Source organism: Variovorax sp. (genome assembly GCF_965279555.1).
Lineage (GTDB): Bacteria > Pseudomonadota > Gammaproteobacteria > Burkholderiales > Burkholderiaceae_C > Variovorax.
In genome coordinates this window covers 2,917,728-2,942,653 of record NZ_OZ257247.1, presented here as the reverse complement: position 1 = coordinate 2,942,653, position 24,926 = coordinate 2,917,728, and the positions used below count along the sequence as shown (strand labels likewise).

The 24,926-nt window shown below is 69.7% G+C and carries 12 protein-coding genes; all 12 read left to right on the top strand.

Going from position 1 to position 24,926, the window contains the following annotated elements; genetic code table 11:
- Positions 1–86 precede the first annotated feature (86 nt).
- The 12 genes from ACQY8B_RS14005 (at position 87) to ACQY8B_RS13950 (ending at position 24,831) form a co-directional block, all read left to right on the top strand.
- Positions 87–13,793 carry a filamentous haemagglutinin family protein gene (locus ACQY8B_RS14005; protein WP_422087256.1) on the top strand — a complete coding sequence of 4,569 codons (13,707 nt, stop codon included), beginning with the start codon at positions 87–89 and terminating at the stop codon, positions 13,791–13,793.
- A 291-nt stretch (positions 13,794–14,084) separates the two neighbouring features.
- Positions 14,085–15,713, top strand: a complete 1,629-nt coding sequence (locus ACQY8B_RS14000; protein WP_422087255.1) for a ShlB/FhaC/HecB family hemolysin secretion/activation protein — start codon at positions 14,085–14,087, stop codon at positions 15,711–15,713.
- A 64-nt stretch (positions 15,714–15,777) separates the two neighbouring features.
- Positions 15,778–17,586 carry a DUF2341 domain-containing protein gene (locus tag ACQY8B_RS13995; protein ID WP_422087254.1) on the top strand — a complete coding sequence of 603 codons (1,809 nt, stop codon included), beginning with the start codon at positions 15,778–15,780 and terminating at the stop codon, positions 17,584–17,586.
- A 12-nt stretch (positions 17,587–17,598) separates the two neighbouring features.
- Entirely contained in the window at positions 17,599–18,012 is a 414-nt protein-coding gene (locus ACQY8B_RS13990) for an ExbD/TolR family protein (RefSeq protein WP_258352369.1), read from the top strand.
- Positions 18,013–18,022: 10 nt separating this feature from the next.
- Complete coding sequence (locus ACQY8B_RS13985; RefSeq protein ID WP_422087253.1) at positions 18,023–18,763, top strand: energy transducer TonB family protein; 741 nt, start codon at positions 18,023–18,025, stop codon at positions 18,761–18,763.
- A 68-nt stretch (positions 18,764–18,831) separates the two neighbouring features.
- A complete protein-coding gene (locus ACQY8B_RS13980; RefSeq protein ID WP_422087252.1) occupies positions 18,832–20,619 on the top strand; it encodes a putative porin in 1,788 nt (595 codons plus the stop codon).
- 10 nt (positions 20,620–20,629) lie between these two features.
- Positions 20,630–21,367: a hypothetical protein gene (locus ACQY8B_RS13975; protein ID WP_422087251.1), complete on the top strand. Its 738-nt coding sequence runs from the start codon at positions 20,630–20,632 to the stop codon at positions 21,365–21,367.
- Complete coding sequence (locus ACQY8B_RS13970; protein WP_422087250.1) at positions 21,364–22,278, top strand: peptidylprolyl isomerase; 915 nt, start codon at positions 21,364–21,366, stop codon at positions 22,276–22,278. Before ACQY8B_RS13975 ends, ACQY8B_RS13970 begins: the two co-directional genes overlap by 4 nt.
- A 27-nt stretch (positions 22,279–22,305) precedes the next feature.
- On the top strand, positions 22,306–22,869 hold the full coding sequence (locus ACQY8B_RS13965) for a YbjN domain-containing protein (protein ID WP_422087249.1): 564 nt from the start codon (positions 22,306–22,308) through the stop codon (positions 22,867–22,869).
- Between the two features lie 8 nt (positions 22,870–22,877).
- The gene (locus ACQY8B_RS13960) at positions 22,878–23,132 is read left to right on the top strand and encodes a hypothetical protein (RefSeq protein WP_422087248.1); all 255 of its coding nucleotides are present in this window, start codon (positions 22,878–22,880) and stop codon (positions 23,130–23,132) included.
- 129 nt (positions 23,133–23,261) lie between these two features.
- Positions 23,262–23,933, top strand: coding sequence for a DUF1345 domain-containing protein (locus tag ACQY8B_RS13955; protein ID WP_422087247.1), 672 nt, complete (start codon positions 23,262–23,264; stop codon positions 23,931–23,933).
- A 94-nt stretch (positions 23,934–24,027) separates the two neighbouring features.
- Positions 24,028–24,831, top strand: a complete 804-nt coding sequence (locus ACQY8B_RS13950; protein WP_428745028.1) for a hypothetical protein — start codon at positions 24,028–24,030, stop codon at positions 24,829–24,831.
- Positions 24,832–24,926: the final 95 nt, after the last annotated feature.

Sequence of the window (24,926 nt, the reverse complement as noted above, 5' to 3'; positions counted from 1 at the left end):
GTCGCGTCGCGCCTTCGCTGTCATAGCTCGGTAGACCACGGGCCGTCCGCCTTCCGGGCGCGTGCTTCGTGGCATCGATTCGAGCAATGAAACACGAACCCATGGAAGTCCGCATGCAACGCAGCAGCACGGTGTCCCGGCGCAATCCGGATTCTTCTTCGTCCTTCTTCTTTCCGCAGGCCCGGCTCACGCCGATGGTTCATGCGATCGCGCTGATGCTGGCTGCGGGCGCCTCCGCCCAGAGTGCGCAGGCGCAGCAGGCCTTCAGCGGCGCGTGGATGGCGCAGAAGAACATGGCGCAGGGCACCGCCCTGGCCACCGGCCGGCTGCCCAACGGCATGCCCGCGTCGATGCTCACCAGCCCGCAGGCGCAGCAGCAGCGCGCGAACGAGCAGCTCGCGCGCTCCATCGGCAACCTGAACATCGCGGCGCGCGGCATCGCGGCGCAGCAGGCCGCGCAAGAGGCGGCCCGGCGCGCGGCGCTGGAGAGCGGGCAGGGCGTGCCCGACGGCCTGGCCGAAGGCGGCCTGAAGGTCGACACCGCCAGCCTCACCGCAGGCTGGGCTAACGCCAATGCGCCGGTGCAGACGCAAGCCGGCGGCCGCACGCAAGTGACGGTCGCGCAGACCGGCGCGCAGGCCATCCTCAACTGGGAGACCTTCAACGTCGGCAAGAACACCACGCTGAAGTTCGAGCAGCAGCCGAGCTGGGCCGTGCTCAACCGGGTGAACGACCCGAATGCGCGGCCGTCGCAGATCCAGGGGCAGATCCAGGCCGACGGCACGGTGCTGGTGGTCAACCGCAACGGCATCGTGTTCAACGGCAGCAGCCAGGTGAACACGCGCAACCTCGTGGCTTCTGCCGTGGGCCTCAGCGACGCGCAGTTCAAGAAGGGCCTGTACAGCGACCCGCAGGCCTCGGCCTTCATTCCGACGTTGGCCAACGACCTGTCGACGACAGCCACCGGCTTCACCCACGGCGCAGCCACGGCCGACGTGACGGTGGAGGCCGGTGCGCGCATTGCCACGCACAAGCCAACCAGCGTGACGGAAGGCGGCGGCTACGTGCTGCTCGCGGGCCGCGAGACGGTCAACCGCGGGCGCATCGAGACGCCTTCGGGCCAGACCGTGCTGGCCGCTGGCGATGCCTTCGTGATCCGCAAGGGCATGGGCACCGACGCCAACCAGACCTCCAGCACGCGCGGCAACGTGGTTACGCCGCTGTACCTGGCCGACTCGGCCGCCGGCCGCGTGGTCAACAGCGGTCTTGTGCAGGCGCCCACCGGCGACATCACGCTGGTCGGTCGCCAGGTGCACCAGGAGGGCGTGCTCGAAGCGACCACCTCCGTGCACACGCGCGGCACCATTCACCTGGTGGCCGACGAGAAGCAGGCAGCGGCTACGGTCACGCTCGCGCCCGGCAGCATCACCGTGATCCGGCTCGACGCCGAGCCCGCCACTGCACTCGATGTGCAGCGCGAATCGCTCCTGATGGACAGCGACAAGACCGGCGGCGACGGGTTCAACCGCCGAGACCAGTCGCTGGTGCGCATTGCGAGCGGCGGCAATGTCGACTTCCAGGGCGAATCGCTCACGCTCGCCACCGGCGGCCAGGTGATGGTCGACGCGGTGCGTCGCAGCCATGTGGCCAGCGGCGCGCGCATCGATGTTTCGGGCGCGGTGGGCGTCAGCGTGGCCATGGAAGCCAACAACGTGCAGGTCGACGTGCAGGGCAACGAGCAGCGCGACGCACCGGGCAACCGTGACAGCAAGCGGTTGAACAACAGCAAGCTGTGGATCGACCGGCGCACGCTGGTGCGCGTGCCCAAGGGCACGCAGGGCAACGACAGCGACCGCTGGTACACGGCCGGCGGCCTGCTCGAAGTGGGCGGCTACCTGGGAACCAATGGCCACGGCATCGGCGAATGGGCGGCGCAGGGCGGCACGGTGCAGTTCGGCGGCGGCGAACTCGTGACGCAGGGCGGCTCGAACATCAACCTCTCGGGCGGCACGATCGACGTGCAGACCGGCAACATCCGCCAGAGCTACCTGAAGGGCCGCGACGGCCGCCTCTACGAAGCCTCGAAGGCACCGGGCGACCTGCTGTACGACGGCGTGTACAAGGGCTTCGAGTCGGTGCACAAGCGCTGGGGCGACTCGGCCACCGACCTTTTCTACAACCCGTTGATCGCACCGCAGCAGCGGCTCGAAAGCGGCTACACCGTGGGCCGCGACGCCGGCCGGCTGGTGGTGTCCACCCGTGCCGCGGTGCTCGAAGGCGAACTCACGACTACTGCCTTCCAGGGGCCGCGCCAGCAACGCGCACGCGACGCCGGCATCGACGGCTACCTGCAGGTGCAGACCGCCGTGGCGAAGCAGGGGCAGCTCGTCATCGGCGCGCTGACGCCGTACTACGACAAGGCCCTGCAGAACCTGCGCAACAGCCCCGACGCGATGGCCGAGAAGGTCGAGATCGGCACGCATTCGCGCCATCTGGCCGACGACCTCGCACTCGCGCAGCCGCTGCCTGAAGCGGCCACGAAGAGCCTGCAGCTCGACGCCGGCTGGCTCAGCAGCCTGGGGCTCGGTGAGCTGCGCGTGTATGCGGCGGGCGACATCCAGGTGAACGGCGCGGTGAGCGTTGCCCACGGCGGCACGCTCGCGCTGCACGCGACCGAGGTGAAGGTCAATGCCGACCTCACGGCGCGCGGCGGCAGCATCCTGCTGGGCAACATGATCGAGCGCCACACGCCCTTGGCCCAGCCCTGGCTGGAGCAGCCGATCGAGAAGATGCCGCCCGGCGGCTACCTCGCCCAGACGGGGGTGGCCGACGGCGTGACGCTCGACGCGCGCGGCCTCTGGACCAACCTGAAGGTCGACCGCAGCAACATTGCCGGCCTGCCCTACGTGGACGGCGGCAACGTGTCGGTGCGCAGCACCGGCAGCGTGGCGCTTGGTACGGGCAGCCTGATCGACGTGTCTTCGGGCGCGGCGCTGATGGAAGACGGTTCGCTGCGCGGCGGCAAGGGCGGCAACGTGACGTTGGGTGCCAGCCAGAACCTGGGCGCCGGCGCGCTGACGCTGGACGGCGAGCTGCGCGGCTACGGCGTGCGCGGCGGCGGCAAGCTGAGCCTGGAACACGGCACCACCGTCAGCATCGGCGGCGTGCTGATCGATGCCGACAAGGTGCTGCAAGGCGGGCTGGCCAGCGCGCAGCCGCTGCGCCTGGCAAACGACTACGTGATCGGCGCGGGCGCGTCGATCCCGATGGATTTCTCCGTGACCAGCGACAGGCTGGCGCCGGGACAGGTCGTGCGGCAAGACTCGCGGCCGCGGCTGAACGAGCAGAACCCCGTGATCACCGCTGCGCCATGGGTGAGCACGTCGTCCGTGCAGTTGGCTTCGGGCAAGCTCATTGCCGCCAATCAGGTGGTGCCCGCGGGCAGCGCCGTGGTCGTCATCGCCAACATTCCCGCGGGCTATGTGTTGCCGGCCGACGTGTTCCCGAAGGGCCTGCCCACCTTCGAGCAGACCACCGTCTACAAGGCGGGCACTGTGGCCCGGTACCCGACCATGGTGCCTGCAGGCACGCGCATCGCCACCGGCACGGTGTGGCCCGACACGGTTGCGGTGGCGCCTTCTCTAGCGTTGGACCCCGGCCTTCTCCAGCGCGGTTTCAGCCGCTACGCGGTGAGTTCGCCCGACGGCATCTCGGTGGTCGACGGCGCGCAGTTGCAGGTTGTCATGCCGGTGCTGCGCTTCGACCCGGCCGCGGGCCGCATGCTGGCGACCGGGGGCGACACCTCGCGGGCGCTGCAGGCCTGGCTGCCGCCGCTGCAGCAAGAGAACGCGGTGCGCCGCACGCTCACGATGCGCGACGGCGCCGACCTGTCGCTGAAGGCGGGTACGCTGGAAGCGGAAGGGACGCTGACCATCGGAACCGGTGCGCGCATCCAGGTCGACCCGGGCCGCACCATTGCGCTCGAAGGCAATGCGCAAACCACCATCGATGGGCTGCTGCAGGCCGCGGGCGGACGCATCTCGGTGCTGCGCGGGGCCTACAACGAGGTCGGGCCGGCAGGCGTGGCCAACGGCGGCGGCGACAACCGTTCGATCTGGATCGGCGAGCACGCCGAACTCGACGTGTCCGGGCGCGCCTTCACCGCCACCGACTCGCTCGGCCATGCCTACGGCAAGGTCAGCGCGGGCGGCACCATCGAGATTGGCGTGCCCTTCGACCTCGATACCCGCAAGTCGGCGCAGGCCGACGCCTTCGTGGTGGTGCGCCCCGGTGCGCGGCTCGACGCCTCGGGCGCCACGGCCACGCTGTACCAGCCGGGTGCGGGGCCCGTCGAAGCGCCCAGCCAGGGCGGCGTGATCTCGCTGACCTCTTCGCGCGGCCTGTACCTGGACGGCCAGATGCGTGCCGCTTCGGGCGGCGCTGGCGCGGCCGGCGGTACGCTGGCCCTGACGCTGGAGACGCCGATCTACGGCCCGGTCGCGAACTTCACCTTCGCGGGCCCGAATGTGACCGACACGGTGCGCCAGACGCGTGAACTGGTGCTGGCACAGACGCAGGGAGACGGCGTGCTGGCGGCCGGCCTGCGGGCCGGCGCTGCCGATCCCGCGCTGACCTACGGCCGCGCGCGCGTCGGCGTGGACCGCATCCAGGCCGGTGGCTTCGACAACCTGGCGCTGGGCGTCAACGGCGTGTTGAGCTTCGACGGCTCGGTGGAACTACGGCTGGGCCAGAGCCTGCGCCTGACCGCCAGCAGCCTGGGCCTGGTCGAGAACGCCCCCATCGACAGCCGCATCGTGCTGGGCGCCCCCTACGTGCGCCTTGGCGGCTCGGCCAACCGCCAGGTCGACAACACGCTCATGCCCAACCCCGTGACCGGCGTGCGCAACGCCGGCCAGGGCAGCGGGGAACTGGGCATTCCGAAGGTGGCGGCAGGCAGCAGCCTGCGGGTGGATGCCGATCAGATCGACATCGCCGGCGACGTCATGACCGGCACCCGCGGCCTGATCTATCTGAACAACGACAAGAAGGTGGCCGTGGAGCGCTTTGCCTTCGACGACATGCGCTTGGCCAGTCAGGGAGACATCCGCTTTCAAGACCGGGGCGGGCTCTATGTGGCCGGCAACCTCACGCTCGCGGCGGCGCAGATTTATCCGGCCAGCAACGACATCGGCACCGTGGCGGTCGGACGCTACAGCAATCTGAGCCCTGAGTTCGGCACGTTGCAGGTCGCGTTCGACCCCCAGCGCACCCTCACCGTCGAGCGCATCGGCGACGCATTGCCGGGCATGCCGCAGAGTGCGTTCGGCCAGCTCACGCTGTCGGCGGCCAAGGTGGTGCAGGGCGGCGTGCTGCGTGCGCCGCTGGGCAGCATCACGCTGGGCAGTGCAACGGGCAGCGGCTACACCGGGCTTGTCGAGCTGATGCCGGGCAGCGTCACGTCGGTCAGCGCGGCCGGGCTGCGCATGCCCTATGGCGGCACGTCGGACGGGCTGAACTATGTAGTCAACGGCAAGGACGTGGTGTATCGGGGCGTGGGCTGGGACCCGTCGGTCAACTTGGTGAGCCACGCGGTGGACGTGCACGCGGGCGCGGTGGTCGACCTGTCTGGCGGCGGCGAACTCACAGGCACGGCCTTCCTGCCGGGCCGTGGCGGCTCGGTCGATGCGCGCATGAACCCGCTGATGCAGCGCGGCGTCGACGGCCGCGGTTTCGTGTTGCCGGGCCTTGCGACCAACCCGGTGTATGCCATCGTTCCGGGCATGTCGACTGCCTATGCGCCGGTGAATGGTGAGAACGGCGAGAAGGGCGCAAGCAGCGCTGCCGTGGGTCGCCAGATCACCATCGGCGCGGGCGTGCCGGGCTTGCCTGCGGGCACCTACACGCTGCTGCCTTCCACCTATGCGCTAATGCCGGGTGCGTTCCGCGTCGAGCTGAACGGCCTGGCGCCCAGCGTGGGCGCCATGGGCACGGCCAACGCCATGCGCAACGGGTCGTGGGCGGCCTCGGGGCAGCTCGGCACGGCCGGTACTGCGTTTCGCGATGCGATGCCCACGCAGGTGATCCTGACGCCGGCCGACACGCTGCGCACCTACTCGCAGTACAACGAGATGGGCTACAGCGCCTTCGCACAAGCGCAGGCCCTGCGCGAAGGCGTGCCGCGCGCGGTGCTGGAGCGCGACGCCAAGTCGATGCGCTTGGACCTGTTGCCGCCCACGCAAACCGGCTCGTTCGGACGGCCTCAGCAACTGCGCTTTGCCGGCACGGTGCTGGCCGCGCCGGCCGAGGGCGGGCGCGGCAGCACGGTGTCGGCCGGCGGCGGCAGCGACTTCGAGATCCTGCCCGACGGCGCTTTGCGCACGCCGGGTTTCACCGGCGTGTCGATCAACGCTTCCGAGCTCAACGCCATCGGCGCCGCACGCCTGGTCATCGGCGGCCAGCTCACGGCTTCTTACCTCGACAGCAAGGGCAGCCTGCAGCAGGCGAACATGGTCAATGCCGCGGCGCAGTCGCGCTCCGTCGTGTTGCGCGCCGGCAGCGAACTGCGCGCGGCAGAGGTCTTTCTGATCACCAGTTCGCGCGCCGGCGGCATCACCGTGGAGCAGGGCGCGAGCATCAACACACTGGGGCGCGGCAAGGCCGCCTACGACTCGACGGACGGCTTCGCCTTCGCGCCCGGCCCCAACAGCCTGGTGGCCGTGTCCAACGGCTGGCTCGACATGCTGGCGCCCACCTTGCCGACCGAAGGCGACGGCAAGGGCGCGGGCGCGATCCGGATCGGCGTCTGCACGCTCACGCCGTGCGGCGGCGTCACGCGCCTGTACTCCGAAGGCACCATCACGGCCGCGACCGACAACGCTTTCAACCTCGGCGAAGCGGTGCGCTACGGCACGCGCAACCTGGTGCTGGCCGTGGGCGGCGTGAACGTGGGCAGCGAGCAGTCGCTGGCCGACGCCGCCACGCGCGGCGCGCTGCCACCGGGCCTCACGCTCAACCAGGGCGTGCTCGACCGGTTGCTGCGCGGCGACACCGAGGCGGGCGCGCCTGCGCTGGAGAACCTGGTTCTCACGGTGCGCGATTCGCTCAACCTCTACGACACGGCCACGCTCTCCACCATCGACCCCGCCACCGGCCGCTCGTCGGTCGAGCGGCTGGTGCTGGGCACGCCCGCCATCTATGGCCACGGCAGCGCCGACGCGCTTGCGCGCATCCAGACCGACACGCTGGTGTGGAACGGCGCGACCACGCCGGCCGGCAACGTGGTGGCCGGCGGCGCGGGCACCGGCAGCGGGCGCCTGGCCATCGACGCGCGCCGCATCGAGTTCGGCTTCGGCCCCGGTGCGCGCGTCGATTCCGTCCACACCTTCGATCGCACGACGCTCGGCTTTGCCGACGTGAGCCTGAACGCGAGCGAGCGCATCACGGCCAACCGCAGCGGCTCGCTGTCGGTCTACCAGAGCCGTGGTGCGTGGGACGACACCCTGAACGACTTCAGCTACAGCGGCGGCACGCTGCACCTGCGCACGCCGCTGCTCACTGGCCGCGCGGGGTCGGTCAACAAGATGGTGGCGGGCGGCAACATCGAAGCGGTGGCCTTCCCCGGTGCCCGTGCAGGCGTGCCCGACAACGCGGCGCTGGCCGACGCGCTCGGCGCCGAGCTGTCGCTCGACAGCCGCAAAGGCAGCCTGCGCCTGGACACTGCCGTGCTGCTGCCCAGCGGCAAGCTCAGCCTCGCGGCGCAGGGCGACCTGCTGCTGGGAGCGGGCGCGCAGGTCGACATGGCAGGCCGGCGCATCGACTTCTTCGACAGCGCCAAGCACAGCTGGGGCGGCGACGTGCTGCTCGAAAGCCGTGCAGGCAATATCGCGCAGGCGGCGGGCTCGGCCATCGACGTGTCGGCGGTGGAGAACCGCGCCGGCAAGATCGTGGCAATGGCGCTGGGTGACACCGCGGGCACCGTGTCCCTCGCTGGCACCCTGCGCGGTGCCAGCAGCGGCCATTACGACGCGGGCGGCACCGACGTGCCCTACGCTGCGGGTCGTGCCGACATTCGCGCGCAACACATCGACGACTTCGCTGGCCTCAACCAGCGCCTTAACGACGGCGGCGTGGTCGGCGGCCGCAGCTTCCAGCTCAAGCAGGGCGACCTGCGCATTGGCAACGAGCTGCGCGCACGCGAGATCAACGTGTCGGTCGACAACGGCCAGCTCACGGTGGCCGGCACCGTCGATGCCAGCGGCGAGCAGGTGGGCAGCATCCGCCTCGCGGCGAAGAACGGCGTCACGCTGGCCGGCAACGCCGTGCTCGACGCGCATGGCAGCGTGCTGCGCGTGGACAGCTACGGCCAGGCCATCGACGCACCGAACCGCGCTGTGATCGAGATCGACGCGGGCAGCGGACGCCTGCGCATCGAACCCGGCGTGCGCATGGACCTGCGCGCGGGAAGCTCGGGCCGCATGTTCGGCACCGTCGCGCTCAACGCACCACGCCTGGGCGGCGCGACCGGCAACGACGTCGGCATCGACGCCGCCGGCGGCATCACCATCGACGGCGCCCGCTCGATCATGCTCAACGCCTTCTGGCGCTACGACGATGCGCCGGTCGGCACCGACATGGGTGTGGACGGCCGCAGCTACCAGTCGGTCACGCAGGCCTACCTGGATACCAAGCACGCCGACAGCACGGCCTTCATGGCCAATGCGCTGGCCAACGGCACGCTGATGAACACCCGGCTGCAAGGCCTGCGCGCGTACGGCGATGCCTTCCATCTGCGCCCGGGCATCGAGATCGCGAGCCGCACGGCCGACGGCGACCTGCACCTGGACGGCGACATCGACCTGTCGGGCTACCGCTACCAGGGCATCAACCCCCACACGCCGCGCACCGGCGTCGCGGGCTCGGGCGAAGCCGGTGCGCTGGTGTTGCGCGCCAAGGGCCGGCTGGACGTCTTCGGCAGCCTGAGCGACGGCTTCGACGGCGCGCGCCTGCCGGTCACGCCCGACGACAAGGGCTGGGTGCTCCCGAGCGGGCGCATCCCCCTGGGCGGCGACGTGGTGCTGCCGCAAGGCGGGCGCGTGACGTTGGACACCGGCACCTTCTTTCAGTCGGGCCGCGTGCTGAACTACGACCTGCCGATGCAGGCCATGAGCCTGGCGCGCGGCACGTTGCTGCCCGTCACGGTCAGGCTGAGCCAGCCGCTGGCAATGGCCAAGGGCATGGTGCTGGGCGGCGCGGTGCAGGATGCGGCCGGCAACGTGCTGTATGCCGCGGGCACGGTGCTCCCGTTGGACGTGACCCTGCCCGCCGGCGCCCGTCTGGGCGCGGGCTTCCGCCTGAACAGCGTCGCCAACGTGGCGGCCATGACCTGGCCGCACGGCGTGGCGCTGCCTTTCCCCGAAGGCGACATCCGCGACGAGGCCTTTCCGGGCGCGCCTCTCAACGGCGTACTGCTCGCGCGGCCGCTCGCGCTGGCCAAGGGCGCGGTCATTCCGAGTGAAACCCTGGTGCGCCTGCCGGGCGGTATCAACTTCGTCGACCTGCGCAATCGCGAGGCCGACGGCACCCAGGGCCGCACCTGGGCACTGGCGCCGCTGCTGGCGCAAGGCTCGCAGTCGTGGGACCTGCGCCTGGTCGGCGGCGCCGACCTGTCGGCTGCGGACACGCGCCTCACGCAGCCGCATGCCAGGGCCGGCATCCGCCTGTCCGACACGCACTACGGCTCCAACTTCATCAGGGTTGAAATTCCCGGCACCGCCACACCCGGCGAGTTCATGTGGGCGATCGATGCCGACGTGGCGCTCTGGAACGAACAAGGCCTGGGCTTCGACATCCACCCCGGGCAGGCGTTGACACCGGCGCAGGTCGAGGAGGTCATGGGCTGGGGCGGCCTGGAACTCAACGACTTCGGCGCCGGCCCGCTGCTGGTGCAGACCGGACCCGGGAAGCCGCCGGAGACCCGGCTGGAAGAAAAGCCGCTGCGCGAGCCGATCTTCAGCGTGCTGCGCACCGGCACCGGCGACCTCGACCTGGTCTCCGGCGGCGATATCCTGATGACCTCGCCGTATGGCGTCTACACCGCCGGCACGCCCTCGGCCTCGTTGGCCGCGCCGGGCAAGGCCGATCTTCACAACCTGCCCCGCGGCCGACAGGCCGACGGCAGCGTGCTCGGTTCGCTGGGCAACACGCTCGCGCCCTTCGTCGACGGCAGCGGCAGCCAGAGCCTCTACCAGGCGTGGTACCCCGAGCACGGCGGCAACCTGCTGCTGCGCGCGGGGGGCGACGTCATGGGCGACCAGATCGGCAGTGCCGGCGGCTTGATCCGCACGGAACCGCTGCGCGTGCGCGGTGCGATGACGGGCTCCAGCTCCGTCGGGCAATGGCTCTGGCGCCAGGGCGGCGGCACCGTGGCCCAGGACGTCCCGACTGCCTGGTGGATCAACTACGGAACCTATGTGGCCGGCGCCGGCAACGACAGCGCACCCTACCTGGCGGGCTTCACCGGCTTCGGCACGCTCGGCGGCGGCAACCTGGTTTTCGAGGCAGGCCGCAATGCGGGCATGCTCAACATCCTCAGCGACTGGAACGCCGCCTTCGTCTCGCGCAGCCAGGGCCTGAGCCTGGCCGTGGGCAGCACCGGCCGCGTGACCTCCACAGGCGAGCTGGTGCTCACCGGCGGCGGTGACCTCGACATTCGCATCGGTGGCGGCCTCAACCCCGTGGCCGAAACGCGCAGCTTCGCCCCCAACGGCAACAGCCAGTTCGCGACCGACCTGCGCCGCACCGAACAGCGGCAGGACCTGAACGGCACCTTCACCAACTTGCGCGGCGCGTTGCGCCTGGACGCGGGCTCGGTGGGCGGCATCGAACTGCGCTACGACCGGGCCGACCCGACGGAGTCGCGCGCGCTGCGTGTCAACGTGTCGAGCTCCGGCATTGCCGGCGGCGGGCCGGTGCTGGTGCTGGGCGACAGCGGCCTGCGCATGGAAGCGCGCGGCGACCTGGTGATCGGTACCGTGACCGATGCCGGGCGCGTGCCCCAGTTCAACAGCGGCGTGCCGTTCACCTCCAGCGGCTCGCATTTCGCCGGCGGCGGCATCGGCTGGTTCTCGCTGTGGACGCCGTCGACAGCGGTCGACCTGTTCTCGGCCGGCGGCAACCTGACGCCGGGCATGGCCTGGACCGACAACCGCGGCATGAGCGACCAGGTGGCGAGCGGCGACCGATTCATCTACCCCTCGGTGTTGCGCGCGGCGGCGGCCAACGGCAGCCTCTACTACGGCAACGCCGTGACCGGCACGTCCAACCGCAGCAACGTGCCGGACCAATCGAGCACCAGCATCCTGCTGGCACCGACACCGGTCGGCGCGCAATTCGTCCGCCAGGGCAAGCCGCAGCTCGAACTGCTGGCCGGTGACTCGATCTACGCGAGCGGCTACGCCGTCACGCCCTCGGGCGTCGATCCGGCGATGCTGCCCACGCCGTTCAACCCGGGCTTCGTCGGTCTGGGCCAGGCCGTCTGGTACGGGCCGCTTCGCATCACCAACGTGCACGCCGATGCGATCGCACCCTCGGTGCTGGTGTCGGGCAGCTCCGTGCCCAATTCGACTTCCCAGAGCTATCCGCTGTTCAGCTTCGTGTCGCCCACGGCTTCGGGCTACAGCGTCACGAGCCAGGCGCCGTCGCGCTTTTACGCGGTCCAGGGAGACATCGTCGGCCTGCGCACCGGCTCCATCATCTCGCGCTCGGAGGTCACCGGCGCGATCGACACCTGGTACGAAGGCAGCGGCCCGGTCGCGATCCGCGCCGGCCGCGACATCGTGAATGCCGGCACACCGCTGGGCGTCACCGAGACCCTGCCGGCCGATGCCCTGGGCTGGACGCGCGTCCGCGGCGCCGACAGCAATGCGCCGTACCGGCCGGGGCCCTCGCTGGGGAGCGGTTTTGCCACGGGCAACCTGATCGTGCACAACAACATCGACGACGTGTCGGTGGTGGAAGCGGGCCGCGACATCCGCTACAGCACCTTCTACGTGGCCGGGCCCGGCCAGCTCGAACTCACGGCGGGCCGAGACGTGTACATGGCCGACAAGGCCGAGCTGCGCAGCATCGGTTCGGTGGCGCGCGGGCCCGGCGTGGTGCCGGGCGATCGCCGCAGCGGCGCCGGCATTGCGGTGACTGTGGGCGCGGGCCGCGAAGGCGCCGACTGGGCTGCTTTCGCCGCGCGCTATCTCGATCCGAAGAACTTGGCGAACGCCGGGCAGTCCTTCGCCGAGCAGCCGGGCAAGGCGTTGCGTACCTACGAAGGCGCGCTGTCGCTGTCGCAATGGCTCGCGCGCGAGTTCGGCTACGGCGGCGACGAGGCGGGGGCCCCCGCGTACATGGCGAGCAAGCAGGCCGAGCTTGACGGTGCGCGTCAAGGCACAGGCACCGGCAACACCGGCAGCGGCGCGGCCATCCGCACGCTGGAGCGCGAGTACCGCCTGGAAAGCGGCTTGCACCTGGTCAACTGGCTCACCGAGCGCTTCGGCGGCGCCAACGGCCTGGGCCTGCACTTCGATGCGCGGACGATGGACGCGCGCGCCTTCTTCGACGCCTTGCCGCAGCCGCAGCAACGTGCCTTCCTGCGCAACGTGTACTACGCCGAGCTGAAGGCCGGCGGGCGCGAGTACAACGACCCGAAGAGCCGGCGCAGCGGCAGCTACCTGCGCGGGCGCGAGGCCATCGCCACGCTGCTGCCGTCACACGATGCGCAGGGCAACCCGCGCAGCTACATGGGCGACCTGACCATGTTCAGCAGCGCCCAGTACTTCGAGCAGAGCAGCGCCGAGCCGACCAAGCGCCCATTGCCCGGCAAGACCTACATGCGCTACGACGAATGGCTGGCCATGGGCAGCGCGGGCTCCAGCCTGCCCTACTACAAAGTGCTCGACGCCGGCATGCACACCGACTTCGGTGGCGACATCAGCCTGCTGGTGCCGGGCGGGCGCGCGGTGGTGGGCGTGGACGGCGGCTTCACGCCGGGCGAGGGCTCGGGCCTGCTCACGCAGGGCGAGGGCGACATCAACGTCTACACGCACGGCAGCCTCCTGCTCGGGCAGAGCCGCATCTTCACCACCTTCGGCGGCAACGTGCTGGCGTGGTCGGCGCAGGGCGACATCAACGCGGGTCGCGGCGCCAAGACCACCATCGTCTACACGCCGCAGCGGCGCGCCTACGACAACGTCGGCAACGTCGCGCTGTCACCCAACACGCCGAACACGGGCGCCGGCATCGCCACGCTCAACCCGATTCCGGAGATTCCGCCGGGCGACGTCGACCTGATCGCGCCGCTGGGCACCATCGACGCGGGCGAGGCGGGCATCCGCGTGTCGGGCAACGTGAACCTGGCGGCGCTGCACGTGGTGAACGCCGAGAACATCCAGGTGCAGGGCAAGTCGGTGGGTATTCCGGTGGTAGCGGCGGTGAACGTGGGCGCGCTCACCAACGCGAGCGCCGCCGCGTCGCAGGCGGCCGGCGCCGCGCAGGAGGTGCTGCAGCGCGAGCGCGCGGCGCAGCGCCAGTCACTGCCGTCGGTGTTCACGGTGCGCGTGCTCGGCTTCGGCAACGATGCGCCCGAAGGCGGCGCGGGCAACGGCAGCGGCGGCGCGCGCGAACGCGGCGTGACCGGCGCGGCCTACGACCCGAAGGGCGTGGTGCAGGTGCTGGGCGCGGGCGCGCTCACTACCGCGCAAATGCAGTCGCTCACGCCGGGCGAGCAGCGTGCGCTGAAGCAGTGAATGGCGCATTGAACACGCGCTGCATTCGGCGCTGAATTTCATCGCCGTGTCACAAAGAAAGGGCCTCCCATGTGGAGGCCCTTCTTCTTATGCGCAGAAAAACCCGTCAGGCGGACTTCATGTCTTTTTCTTGATGAAGTTTTTGTGACAAATGGCAGTCGCCGTTAACGCCGCGCGTCTAGATAAGCGTACGCAGCAGCGACATGGCGTCTCTCCGACATGCCCTGCTGCCAAGCGAGCTTCATCTTTGAGAACGAGCTGTAAATGCATGACATGAAGAATGGCCCACCGATGTGTTGGAGAGCGGTGTGGCTGGCAGTGGTGGCGATGAGCGCCCAGGGCGCGGTGTTCGCCCAGGCCCCGGCGCCGTCCACACCCGCATCCACACCCGCGGCAGCCCCGGCCGCCGCGGCAGCACCCGAGTCGACCCGCAAGGTCGACATTGCCGAATACATCGTGCGCGGCAACACCGTGCTCGACGCCCGTGCCATCGAGAAGGCGGTCACGCCCTTTCTCGGCCCCGAGCGCACGCTGAAAGACGTGGAGGGCGCGCGCGACGCGCTGCTCGCGGCCTACCAGGCGGCCGGCTACCAGTCGGTGTACGTCGACCTGCCCGAACAGCAGGTCACGCAGGGCATCGTGTTCCTGCAGGTCAACGAGACCCGCGTGGGCCGCGTGCGCGTGGTGGGTGCCGAGTACAACTCGCCGCTCGACGTGCGCGACCAGGTGCCGGCGCTGAAGGAGGGCGGCGTGCCCAACTTCAACACCGCGCAGGCCGAGCTTTCCGCGCTCAACCGCAGCCCCAAGCGGCAGGTGATGCCGCTGGTGCGCCAGGGCAGCATGCCGGGCACGATGGACGTCGACCTGAAGGTGGACGACAGCAACCCCTGGCGTGCCAGCGTCGGCCTGAACAACGACTACAGCGCCGACACGCGCAAGCTGCGCGCCACCGCATCGCTGGGCCACGACAACCTCTGGCAGATGGGCCACAGCGCATCGATCAGCTTCTTCGGCGCGCCGCAGGACCTGAGCCAGACCAAGGTCATCTCCGCAAGCTACAACGCGCCGCTGGCCGGCACCAACTGGAGCCTGGAAGGCAACGCCTACGTGTCCGACAGCGACGTGGCCACCACCGGCGGCACCAACGTGCTGGGCAAGGGCCATTCGTTCGGGCTGAAGGCGACCTACACCGTGCCCAACACCGGCAACTGGTGGCATGCCTTCAGCGTGGGCGTCGACTTCAAGAACAACGAGGAAGCGCTGCGCCTGAAGGGCAGCGGCGACACCGTGCCGCTGAAGTACGCGCCCATCACGCTGTCTTACTCGGGCTTCCGCCAGAGCGACAAGAGCCAGTACGGCGTGGGCGTGTCGCTGGTGGTGGGCACGAGCAGCTCGTTCGGCTACACCAGCGACTGGGCCGCCTTCGACTACAAGCGCTACAAGGCCTCGCCCAGCTTCATGGTGCTGAAGACCGACCTCAACGGCACCTACACCTTCGACGGCGGACAGCAGCTGGCGGCACGTTTCAACGCGCAGATGACCGACTCGCCGCTGGTGTCCAGCGAGCAGATCGCAGGCGGCGGCATGAACTCTGTGCGCGGCTACCTGTCGGCTGAAGTCACCGGCGACTACGGCGTGGTCGGCTCGCTCGAGCTGCGCAGCCAGCCCATCACCCTGCTGGGCCCGCTGGTGGAGAACTGGCGCGTGTATGCCTTCGCCGATGCGGCGCGCCTGCGCCTGAAGAGCCCGCTGCCCGAGCAGAACGACAAGTTCCAGCTGGCGTCCGTGGGCCTGGGCACGACCTTCAAGGTGGGGCAGTACTTCTCGGGCCGCGTCGATTTCGGCTATCCGCTGAAGGACGGGCCCCGCACCAAGCGCCACGACCCGCGCGTGAATTTCAGCCTGACCGCGAACTACTGACGACGCGGCTTCCAGTTTCCTTCTTTCAATTTTTCTCTCTACGAGCTTTTCGGAGACCCCTGTCATGCGACGCATACTTTTCATCGTGCTCACGCTGCTGAGCACGCTCTTGCCGGGCCTGGCCCACGCCTGGTGGCAAGCCGAGTGGTCCTACCGCAAACCCGTCACCATCGACGGCGGCCCGCAGGCCGGCGCCATCGGCAGCGATGCCGGGCGCGTGCCCGTGCTGGTGCGCCTGCACACCGGCAACTTCAAGTTCGAAGGCGTGAGCGAGACCGGCGCCGACCTGCGCTTCGTCGCGGCCGACGACAAGACCGTGCTGAACCACCAGATCGAGCAGTTCGATCCGCTGCTGGGCATGGCGCTGATCTGGGTCGACGTGCCCAACGTCTCGGCCGGCACGCCGCAGAAGCTTTGGATGTACTACGGCAACCCCAAGGCCCCGGCCTCGGGCAACGGCCAGCGTACCTTCGACCCCGACTACACGCTGGTCTACCACTTCGCCGAAGGCGCAGTGCCCCCGCGCGACACCACCGCCTACGCCAACAACGGCCAGACCGCCGTCGTGCCGGTCGAAGGCACCGTCATCGGCAAGGGCGCGCAGCTGGGCAACGGCGCGCTGATGCTGCCGGCCACGCCGTCGCTCGCCGTGCAGGCCGGCGGCGCGCTCACCTTCTCCGCATGGGTCAAGCCCGACCAGCTCGGCGCGCGCCAGGCCATCTATGCCCGCCGCGACGGCGCCGGTGAACTGGTGGTCGGCATCGACCAGGGCGTGCCCTTCGTGCAGGTCAACGGCCAGCGCAGCACCCCGGGCCAGCCGATCCAGGCCGGCCAGTGGTCGCACATTGCAGTGAAGGCCGAAGGCGAGAGCGTGGCGCTCTACGTCGGCGGCCGTCCCACCGTGTCGCTGGCCGCCAAGCTGCCCGCGCTGAACAGCGCCGCCGCGCTCGGCGCCGACGTGGCGCCCACCGCGCCCGCCGCCGCCAATGCACAGGCTGCCGCCGCTGCCTTCGCACCGTTCACCGGCGCGATCGACGAAGTGCGCGTGTCCAAGGTCGCCCGCGCCGACGCGCTGCTGCTGGCCGATGCCGTCTCGCAAGGCGCCGAGTCGCGCCTGACCGTGTTCGGCGCCGACGAGCAGCAGGCCGGCAAGAGCCACTTCGGCTTCATCCTGGCCGCAATGCCGCTGGACGCATGGGTCGTCGTGGGCCTGCTGGGCCTGATGATGGCGCTGTCGTGGGCCATCATGATCGGCAAGGGCCGCAGCTACGGCGCCACCTCGCGCGCCAACGCCGCCTTCATCGAGCACTTCCGCGAAGCCGCCGGCGCGCCGCTGGACCGCCTGGCCGTCAACAACACCGTGCCGCAGGACGTGCGCGCCGACTCCTCGCTGTGGCGCCTGTACGAAGTGGCCATCGACGAGATGCGCCGCCGCCACGACCGCGGCTACGACCTGAACTCCGTGTCCACCGCCACCATCGGCGCCATCCGCGCGGCCATGGACGGCGTGATGGTGCGCGAGACCGAGCGCATGTCCAAGCGCATGAACTGGCTCTCTACCACCATCGAAGGCGCGCCCTACGTCGGCCTGTTCGGCACCGTGATCGGGATCATGCTGGTGTTCGTCGTGGCGGCCATGGCCGGCGCGGTGGACATCAACTCGGTGGCGCCCGGCATGGCGGCCGCGCTGCTGTGTACCGCCGCCGGCCTGGGCGTCGCGATTCCCGCGCTGTTCGGCTACAACTGGCTGGCCTCGCGCTCGGACGCCATCGGCGCCGACATGGCCGTGTTCGTCGACGAGTTCGTCACGCGCCTGGCGGAAGAGCAGGGCGAAGGCCGCTCGGTGCCGCAGGCCGTCGCGCGTCGTGCCTGAGGACGGGGCACCATGGCAAACACCGCAGCCAAGTTCGGCACCCGCAAGCGCGCGGGCGGCATCAACATCACGCCCTTCGTCGACGTGCTGCTGGTGGTGCTGGTGATCTTCATCCTCACCAGCAACGCCAGCATCCCGGGCATCAAGGTCGACCTGCCGAAGGCCAGCGCCTCGGTGGCGCTCGAGAAGCCCAAGACCAAGGCCATCACCATCGACAACGCGGGCAACGTGTTCCTCGACGCCTACCCGGTCACGCTGCCGGAGCTCGAAGAGCGCCTGCGCACCGAGAAGGCCCTGTCGCCCGACTTCCCCGTGATCGTGCGCGGCGATGCCAGCGTGCAGTACGCGAAGGTCGTGGACGTGCTTGACCTGCTGCGCCGCATCGAGCTGAACCAGATCGGCCTCGTGACCGGCAAGCAGAAGTGAGGAACGGAGAGTGAAACCTCGCGACCCGAGTTCTCCTGCTTTCGCGCCTGGCGCGGGCGTCAAGGCGGGTGGTGCAGGGCTTTGGCGCCGCTGGGGCGGGGTGGCCATCGGCCTGGCGATCGTCGCCGCGCTGGTGGCCCTGGTATGGCACCTGCTGTCGGACACCGCGAGCACCAAGCGCGTGGTGGCTGACGCGCCGATGCTGATGCTGCCACCCCCGCCGCCACCGCCGCCCGAGCCCGAGAAGCTGCCCGAGCCCGAACCGGAAAAGATCAAGCCCGAAGTGGTCGAGAAAGAGCCCAAGCCGGTCGAGCCGCTGGAGCCGCCCAAGGACGACGCGCCGCCCAGCCCGTCGAAAGACCTCGGCGACCCCGTGACCATGGACAGCGCCGGACAGGCCGGCAACGACGCATTCGGCATCCAGGCCGGCAGCGGCGGCGGCATGAGCGGCACCGGTGCCGGCGGCGGCCTGGGCAGCGGCTCTTATGCGCGCTATGTGTCGAGCGTGCTGCAGCAGGCGCTGTCGCGCGATCCGCGCACGCGGCAGCTGGTGTTCGACGACATCCAGGTCGACATCTGGCTCGGCGCCGACGGCAAGACCACGCGCGTGCAACTGGTGCGCAGCACCGGCACGCCCGACAGCGACGAAGCGGTGCTGGCCATGTTGCGCGGCCTCGACCGCATCGACGAGAAACCGCCGGCCTCGCTGCGCTTTCCGATGCGCGTTTCCATGAAGGGGCGCCGGCCATGAACCAGCACCGCCACCACGCCGCCGCCCCGCAAGCCCTGCCTGACCCATTCAATCCTGTGAACGAAGCGATGAACCATCTCAAGAACATCTCGAGCCGGGGCGCCATGCCGACCCTGCGCAAATGCGCGCTCGCGGCGGCCGTGGCCTCCGCGTTCGTCTTCGCGGCCGGCAATGCCTCCGCACAAACCGCCGCGGCACCCGGCGAATCGGCCATGGTCAAGCTGATCCGCGGCCTGATCCAGAGCGGCACGCTCGCCAAGGATGTGGGCGAAGCCCTGCTGGCCCAGGCGCAGACCGAAGCGCTGGCCGCGCAGCAGGCGCAGCGCATGTCGGCCGCCACCACCGCCGCGTCGGCCAGCAACGCCGGCGGCGTGCGGCTGGAGCCCGGCGACGTGCGCGTGCCCTACATCTCGCAGACCGTGCGCGACCAGATCCGCGACGAGGTCAAGGCGCAGGTCATGGCGCAGGCCAAGGACGAAGGCTGGGCCGCACCCAACGAAACGCCCGAGTGGAGCAAGCGCATCCGCGTGGAAGGCGACGTGCGCGTGCGCAACGAGTCGCGCGGCTACGCGGGCAACAACAGCAACATCGAGATCAACTGGGCCGAGCTCAACAAGGGCACGGGCTACGACGTCAACCCCAACACCAACCTGGCGCTGCCGTCGATCCTGAACACCCGGCAAGACCGCCGCAACCTGTTCCGCGCGCGGGCCCGGCTGGGCGTGTACGCCGACATCACCGAGAACACCAAGGCCGGCGTGCGCCTGGCCTCGGGCAGCGACGAGAGCCCGGTCTCGACCACCCAGACGCTGGGCGGCGGCCTGAGCAAGAAGAGCGTGTGGCTCGACCAGATGTGGATCTCGCACAAGCCGGTCGACTGGCTCACCGTGACGGCGGGCCGCTTCGGCAACCCGTTCATGTCGACCGACCTGCTGTATTCCAGCGACCTGAACTTCGACGGCATTGCCGCCCAGTTCGAGAAGAAGCTCGCGGCCAACCGCGACCTCACGCTGTTCGGCACGCTGGGCCTGATTCCGCTGGAGTATTCGTCGGACAACGCACCGAGCCGCAGCCAGACCAAGATGAAGAGCGAGAACAAGTGGCTCTTCGGCGCGCAGGCCGGTGCCGAGTGGAAGCTCGACGAAGAGAACCGCGTGCGCGGCGCGCTGGCGTACTACAACTTCCGCAACATCAGCGGCCAGGTCTCGCAGCCTTGCGCGCTGTATGCAGGCGCCGACGGCTGCAGCACCGACTGGTCGCGCCCTGCCTTCATGCAGAAGGGCAACACGCTCATGCTGCTGCGCGACATCTCGCTCGACCCGCTCAACCCGGCCGGCACGCCGCAGCCGCAATACGTGGGCCTGGCATCGAAGTTCCGCCTTATCGACCTGAACCTGCGCTGGGACACCGCGGTGGCGGGCAACAACCTGCGCCTGGACGCCAACTTCGTGAAGAACACGGCCTACGACGCGCGCGACATCTGGAACCGCGCGGGCATCCGCGGCGCCATCGTCAACAACTTTGGCGCCACCGGCGGCACCAGCCAGGCCGACTTCAAGAGCGGCGGCAATGCCTACATGCTGCAGGCCACCTACGGCAAGCCGGCACCGACCGCGCGCGGAGACTGGAACGTGCTGGCGGGCTACAAGCGCATCGAGCCCGATGCGATGCCCGACGGCTACAACGACTCGACCTTCCACGGCGGCGGCACCAATGCGCGCGGCTACTTCCTGGGCGGCTCGTATGCGATCGACAAGAACATGTGGTTCACCGGCCGCTGGATCTCGACCAAGGAAGTCTATGGACCGCCGCAGTCGATCGACACCCTGCAGCTCGAATTCAATGCGCGTTTCTAAGGAGCCATCCGTGTCCAGAAAAATCTTCCCGGCGCTGCTGCTGGCGACCCTGGCCGCCACGGCCGGCGTGACCCACGCACAGCAGGCCCCGGGCGGCCAGAGCATGGAAGAGCGGCTGCGCGCGCAACTGCGCGCCACCACCACCCAGCTGCAGCAGGCGCAGAACGAGCTGGCCGCGCTGAAAGCGGGGCAGCCCGCGGCGGCGCCGGCCAGGCCGGGTGGTGCGGCGGCGGGTTCCTCCGAAGTCGAGGCACTCAAGAAAGAATTGGCGCAGAGCCAGTCGCAACTGGCGGCCGAGCGCCGCGCGCGCGAGCAGGCCGGCGCCGGCAGCCAGCAACTGCGCCAGCAGGCCCAGGCCACGAACGAGAAAGCCACCGCGCAGATCGCGCAGTACCGCGGCGCCTACGACGACCTGCTGAAGATGGCGCGCGCCTCCGAGGCCGAGCGCCAGCGCCTGGCCACCGAAGCCGCGACGCACCGCACCGCCATCGCGCAGTGCGAGGCCAAGAACGCGCAGCTCTATGCGGTGGGGCAGGAGATCCTGAAGGCCTACGAGACCGTCGACCTGGGCAGCGTGCTGGCTTCGCGCCAGCCCTTTGCCGCGCAGAGCCGCGTCAAGTTCGAGCAGATCGCGCAGCAGTACGGCGACAAGCTGTACGAAGGCAAGTTCGACGTGCGCGCGGTGAATGCACCCGCACCCGCCGCCGCGCCCGCTGCCGCCGCACCCGCATCGGGAGACAAGCAATGAGGCGCTTCAAGCCTTCTTCCGCCGCGCTGGTGCTGCTGATGTCGGCCGCCGGCATGGCTGGCGCGCAGGCGCCAGCCGCCGGCAACGCGGTGGTCGCCCGCCTGGGCGAAGCCACGGTGGCTCAGGACGAGATCGAGCGGCTGCTGCAGTCGCTGCCCGAAGCCGAGCGCACCGCCATCAAGGCCGACCGCACCGTGCTCGACAACTGGCTGCGCCAGCGCCTGCTGAGCGAAGCCGTGCTGCGTGATGCGCGCGCCAAGGGCTGGGCCGAACGTGCCGACGTCAAGGCCAAGGTCGATGCCGCCACGCGCGAAGTCACTTCGCGCATCGTGAGCACCAGCTACCTCGAGTCGGTGAGCCAGGTGCCCGCGGGCTACCCGTCCGACGCCGAGGTGAAGACCGCCTACGAGCAGGGCAAGGCCAACTACAACCTGCCGGCTGCCTACCGTGTTGCGCAGATCTACCTGGCAACGCCAGACCGCGACGCGGCCGCCGTGGCCAAGGTGCGCGAAGAGGCCACGAAGCTCGCGCGCCAGGCCCGCACTGGCGACTTCGCGGCCGTGGCTCGCGCCAGTTCGCAGGACAAGCGCAGCGCCGAGCGCGGCGGCGAGGTCGACACGCTGCCGCTCGCGCGCATTCTTCCGGAGCTGCGCGACACCGTCGCCAGGCTCAAGCCGGGGCAGGTCAGCGAGCCCGTGCAGGCCGAAGCCGGCTTCCATGTGGTGAAGCTGCTCGACATCACGCCGGCACGCACCGCCACGCTCGATGAGATGAAGCCGCAGCTGCAGGCCGCGCTGCGCCAGCAGCGGCAGCAGCAACTGGTGCAGGCCTATCTCGCGCAAGTGGCGCCGGCCACCAACCTGAGCATCGATGCAGCGGCGCTGGACGCCGCGATCAGGAAAACCAACTAACCCATCACCATCATCCACAGGGTCACCATGAACAACACAACCACAAGCAACACCGCCGAAGCCGCTGCAGTTGCAGCCGCTCCCCTCAATGACCTGCTGGACGCCGTCACGCCCGAGCAGGTGTCGGACGCCATCAAGGCCGCCGGCGGCGCCGTGACCACCATCGAACAGGACGGCGTGGTGCGCCTGCACAGCGCCAGCCACGGCATCGGCTTCCAGGTGCTGTGGGGCAACCCCGTCACCACCACCCAGTACACCGACTTCACCCTGAGCTGCCCGCTGCATGTGCAGGGCGGCACGCTGCCGGAGGCTGTGCTTGCCTCGTGGCACCGCACCAAGCGCTTCGCGCGCGTGGCGCAGCACGGCGACTTCGTCGTGCTGGAGATGGACGTGGTCGTGGCCGGCGGCGTGAGCCCTGCATACCTCACTTTTGCCGTGCGCCTGTGGATGCAGATGATGGGCGAGTTCTTCCTGCACCTGCGCAACTACGGCCCCGCCGCCGAGACGCGCGGCGACGCGGCGAATGCCGAAGTCGGCGCTGAAGTGGCCGGCGCGGTTGGTGGTGCCCAGGGCGTATCCGCCGCTGCGTGATCCGCGCGATGCCAGCGAGCGCAGCATCCGGCGGTCCGGCGGCGGACCTTCACGATTCGCCGACCGGCCGCGCCATCCAGGCCGCCGCGCGGCAGGCCCAGCGCGCGCGCCGCGCCGAGACCGTGCGCCTGCGGCAGCGCGCCGCGCTGCTGGAGCTGCTGGTGCAGACCATGGCGGACCTGCACATCTCGATGGCGGAACTCAATGCGGCGCGGCGGGCGATGGCGCCCGCGTGGAAGACGCCGGACGACGGGGCGTCCTGAGCCGACGCGACCCCAACCGGTTGCGCTCGGCCTTCTATGGGATGGACTTGGGCCATCGAAGGAGTTTCATCGACAGTCGCCACTTCGGCGCGCGCGCCGTATCCTCGACGCCGCTCTGCACGACCTCAGATGAAAACTCCAAGACACCCACTTCTTCGCCAGTTGGTCGCGCGGCCACGGCTCTTCATTGCCGCGGCCATTGCCATCGCTGTCGGCATCCTGCTGCCCTCGGCCATCGAGGCCCATCTGGTCACGCGCCTGCTCATTGCATGGAACACCGGCGCATGCCTCTACGTGGCCCTGGCCGCGACGATGATGATCCGGTCATCGCCGCAGCACATGCGCTACCGCGCGCAGCTGCAGGACGAGGGGCAGATCGTCATTCTGGTGCTGGTGGTGGTGTCGGCCATCGCGAGCCTCGCGGCCATCGGCGGCGAGCTGGCTGTGGTGAAGGACATGCACGGCCTCGAGAAGATCGCGCACATCGCGCTGGCCGGGCTCACGGTGATGTCGTCGTGGGCCTTCACGCAGATGATGTTCACGCTGCACTATGCGCACGACTACTACGCGGCAGTCAGCAAGGGGCGCAAGCCGGGGCTGCAGTTTCCCGATGACGAGGCGCCGACCTATGGCGATTTCTTCTACTTCTCGGCGGTGATCGGCACTTCGGGGCAGACGGCGGACGTGTCCTTCGTGTCGAAGCCCTTGCGGCGGATCGGCTCGGTGCATTGCATCCTCGCGTACCTGTTCAACACGACGGTGCTGGCGCTGCTCATCAACATCGGCGCAAGCCTGTTCTGAGCAGGTCAGGGAGGGGAAATGCGGGCGTGCCAATAATGTCGCCATGCTTTCTTCGAACCGCCTTTCCCCGACCCGTTTCCTTCTGTTGCTTGCGTTGCTCCTGGCCCCCTTGATGGGTTGGGCGCAAAGCCGTGCGGAAGCGCTGCTGCAGTTCGAGGGCGTGCAGGCGCGCTACCAGGCTTCGTATGCGCCGGGCGCCGTCGCACGCGGTGCACGCGAGCTGCTGGACCCCGACGACCAGGCCATCGCCGACAAGGCACTGAAGGCACTCGACGCTGCCTCCAGCCGCGCATTCAGCGCCAAGGCTTCCCTGGCCGTGATCCAGCAGGAAGTGGCATCGGCCGGCAACGGCGGTGCCGCGCCCAGCCCGCAGGTGCTGGCCGCCGTCGCCCGTTTCGCCAAGCTGCGCGCCGACTACGCCGCGATGAGCGAGGCCGGCAAGGCGGAGTTCTTCAGCCGCGAACGCGCCAAGCCGGCCGACCCGGTGCGCACCGAACTGCTCGAACGCATGGCCGTGGGCGATGTGCGCGAAATCGATTTCTCGAGCCAGCTGCTGATGAGCGCGGTGGTCAAGCAACTGGCGCGCGGCAACGGCGGCCAGCTCAGCGCCTTGCCCGACAGCACGCTCGACATGGCGCTGGACACCCTGTGGTCGCGCGGCGTGACCTCGACGCGCCCGCGCAACCTGATGATCGTGGCGCGCGAGTTCGAGAAGCAGATCACGCAGGCGCTGCTGGCCGCATCGCCCGGCGAAGACGTGGCCGCCTTGCTGGCCTGGCGCAACGAGCCGCAGGCGGCAGCCGAGCGCGAGGCGCTGGTGGGCACCTACCGCGCAGAGGTCAAGGGCAGCGGCGGAGTGGCGCTGCGCACGCTGATACGCGGCTGGCCGCGCTCCTGAGCACAGCTTCGCCGCGGGCCATCCCCTGCGGGCGCTAGGACAAATCCCGAGGGCCAAAACCCGTTCCAGGGCGTGCAATGCCCGGTGTCTGCATC